General features: G+C 63.4%; 4 protein-coding genes. All 4 read right to left on the reverse strand.

Annotated features, from left to right (window positions below):
* On the reverse strand, window positions 1–201 hold a 201-nt coding region (locus ABYM29_RS15425), incomplete at its 3' end, for an L-histidine N(alpha)-methyltransferase (RefSeq protein ID WP_372865681.1).
* Window positions 202–244: 43 nt separating this feature from the next.
* On the reverse strand, window positions 245–1,513 hold the full coding sequence (egtB, locus tag ABYM29_RS15430; RefSeq protein ID WP_372865682.1) for an ergothioneine biosynthesis protein EgtB: 1,269 nt from the start codon (window positions 1,511–1,513) through the stop codon (window positions 245–247).
* A gap of 57 nt (window positions 1,514–1,570) precedes the next feature.
* Entirely contained in the window at window positions 1,571–2,416 is an 846-nt protein-coding gene (locus ABYM29_RS15435) for a PhzF family phenazine biosynthesis protein (protein ID WP_372865683.1), read from the reverse strand.
* 91 nt (window positions 2,417–2,507) lie between these two features.
* The coding region (locus ABYM29_RS15440; RefSeq protein WP_372865684.1) for an acyl-CoA dehydrogenase family protein at window positions 2,508–2,816 on the reverse strand (309 nt) is incomplete at its 5' end.

Below are 2,816 nucleotides of genomic sequence, written 5' to 3' on the forward strand. Positions count from 1 at the left end.
GCGTAAGATGGAGAATTCGGTGCGCGTCACATAGTACTCGTCCAGGGCGCAGATCTGTTCAAACAGGGCCGAGCCGCGGGCGTCGTAAAAATATTTGCAAGGCAGGGTTTTTTGCGGCTGCTGCAGGCCGGCGATAACGTCGGCTAAAAATTGCCGGTTTGCGCTGTCGATGGCGGCAGCTAAAACTGGGGCGCTAGGCATGTCGTCTCCTTTGTCTGCTGGCTCTTTGCCGGTGCATAGCGTGTTAGTCGGTGCTGCGAGCCAGCCGCAGGCCGGCGCACTGCCAATATTGGTGGGGGTAAAAAAAGTTGCGATAGCTGGCGCGCAGATGCTCGCTGGGAGTGATACAGGCACCGCCGCGCAGTACAAATTGGCCGGACATAAACTTGCCGTTGTATTCGCCGGCACTGCCGGCAAAGGGGCTGAAACCGGGGTAGGCCAGGTAGCTGCTGTTGGTCCACTCCCAGACATCGCCAAACAGTTGCGCCAGCGGCGCGTCGCTAGCGGCTTCCGGGTGGAAGCGGCGGCGATCGGCAAAGTGTCCCTGGACGGCGATTGCGCGACTGGCGTGCTCCCATTCGGCCTCGGTGGGCAGGCGCGCGCCCGCCCAGTTGGCGTAGGCGCTGGCCTCATAGAAGTTGATATGACAGAGGGTTTGCGTGTCCTGCAGGGGCTGCAGGCCGCACAGACTGAACTCCCACCACTGGTCGTCGCGCCAGTGCCAGTAGGCCGGGGCGCGTCGCGCCTCGCTCTGCAGTAGTGCCCAGCCGTCGGCCAGCCAGAATTCCGGGCGCTGATAGCCGCCGTCGGCGATAAAGGCGGCGTATTCCCCGTTGCTCACCGGGCGGTTGGCCAGCAGATAGGGGGCGAGCCACACCTTGTGGCGGGGGCGCTCATTGTCAAAGCTAAAGCCGCTGTCATCGGCGCCAATTTCCACCAGGCCGCCGTCACACTGCGACCAGCTCAGCGGCGCCTGCGGCTGGGCTGCTGCCGGGCTGGGCGGTCGGTAGGCGGGAAAAGCGGGGTGCAGACTGAAGGCGTGTTTAATGTCCATCAGCAGCAGTTCCTGGTGCTGTTTTTCGTGCTGGATACCCAGCTCCACCAGGCCCTCGGGGTCGCCGTGCTGTGCGAGGTAATCGCACATATAGCGGTCGATATGGTCGCGGTAGCGCAGCACTTCGGCGAGGCTGGGGCGCGATAGCAGACCGCGCTGAGGGCGGCTGTATTGCTCGCCGATGGCATTGTAGTAACTGTTGAACAGCAGGGCGAAGTCGCTGTTGTAAGGCGAGTAGTGGGGCAGTTGCGGTTGCAGTATAAAGGTTTCGAAAAACCAGCTGGTGTGGGCGAGGTGCCACTTGCTGGGGCTGGCATCGGGCATGGACTGCAATTGGCAGTCTTCTTCGCCCAGTGGCGCAATCAGGGCCAGCGAGTCACTGCGACAGCGCTGATAGACGGCTGCGCAGCGTGCATGGGTGCCGTCTTCAGTTTGCTTAGGCCTGGGCTTATCGAGCATAGGCTCTCCTGTGCCGGTGCATAATCCTGGGCTATTGATGTGGCGCTGGCCGCGTTGTTACAGGGGCTGGTGAATTATTGGTATCGTTGTGCACTGCGCCCACAGCCGCACCCCTTGTTGGTGCTGCTGGATGCGCAGCCAACCACCCGCTGGCGAGGCCTGCAGGCAGTGCAGTGGCCTGTCGCCCAGCCGCTGACGCCACCATATAGCCAGCATAGCATGGGCTGAGCCGGTTGCCGGGTCTTCCAGGGTGCCGTAGGCCGGGGTGAAATAGCGGCTGACAATATCGATGTCTGGTGCGGCGCTGGCGGCGGTGAGCAGCAGGCAGTCGCGGCTGATCGCCAGCAGGGCCTCGGCGCGGGGCTGAAACTGGCGCAGTACCCGTTCGTCGGCCAGCTCTACCAGCAGGCTGCCGGGCAGGGTCTGACTGTGGGCACAGGCGCGAATCTCGCCTTTGAGCAGGGCGGCGAGACCGGCCGGGGGCTGAGCGGGGCGCAGGAAATTGGCCGGCAGCTCCAGGCAGATCTCTTCGCCGTGGCGCTCGGCCAGCAGTTGTTGCCGGCAGGCGGGCAGGTGGAAGCGCAGCGGCTGGGCGCGCGGTATTTGCTGCCACAGCCAGTGGGCGGCGCAGAGCGCGGCGTGGCCGCAGAGCAGGATTTCGCCGCTGGCGTGGAAGCTGCGCAGCTGATAGTCGGCGGCTGTATTGGCCTCTTGCGACATCGGTGACACAAAGGCGCAGGCGGTAGCGGGGTGTCGCGCTAGCAGTGTCTGCGCCATGGCTTGCATGGCTGTGCTGCCAAGTGCTTGCCGGTGGCAAACCACGAGGGCCTGATTGCCGGCGCAGCCGGGGCCGGTAAAGGCGGCAAGTAGGGCATAGGGCGGGGTTGCAGTGGTGGCGGCCATGAGTGGAGTGTGTCGGATGTTAGCGCTAGGGGCAAACAGCCGGGCACAAACAAAGGCCGCCGCGGTGGCCTTTGTTGTGGATGAGATGGCGTTAGCGAATCAGTTCGCGGCCGATAATCAATTTCATGATTTCGTTGGTGCCGGCGTAGATACGCTGCACGCGGGAGTCGGCAAAGGCGCGGGCCACTGGGTATTCCCACATAAAGCCGTAGCCGCCGTGCAGCTGCAGGCACTCGTCGATGACCTTGCACTGCAGGTCGGTGGCCATCAACTTGCACTTGGCGGCGGCGACGGAGTCGAACTGCTTGTTGATGTGCAGCTCCAGGCAACGATCCATATAGGCCTCGGCGACGGTGAGCTCGGTGTCCATTTCCGCCAGCTTGAACTGGGTGTTCTGGAA

Source organism: Spongiibacter sp. (assembly GCF_041602295.1).
Lineage (GTDB): Bacteria > Pseudomonadota > Gammaproteobacteria > Pseudomonadales > Spongiibacteraceae > Spongiibacter.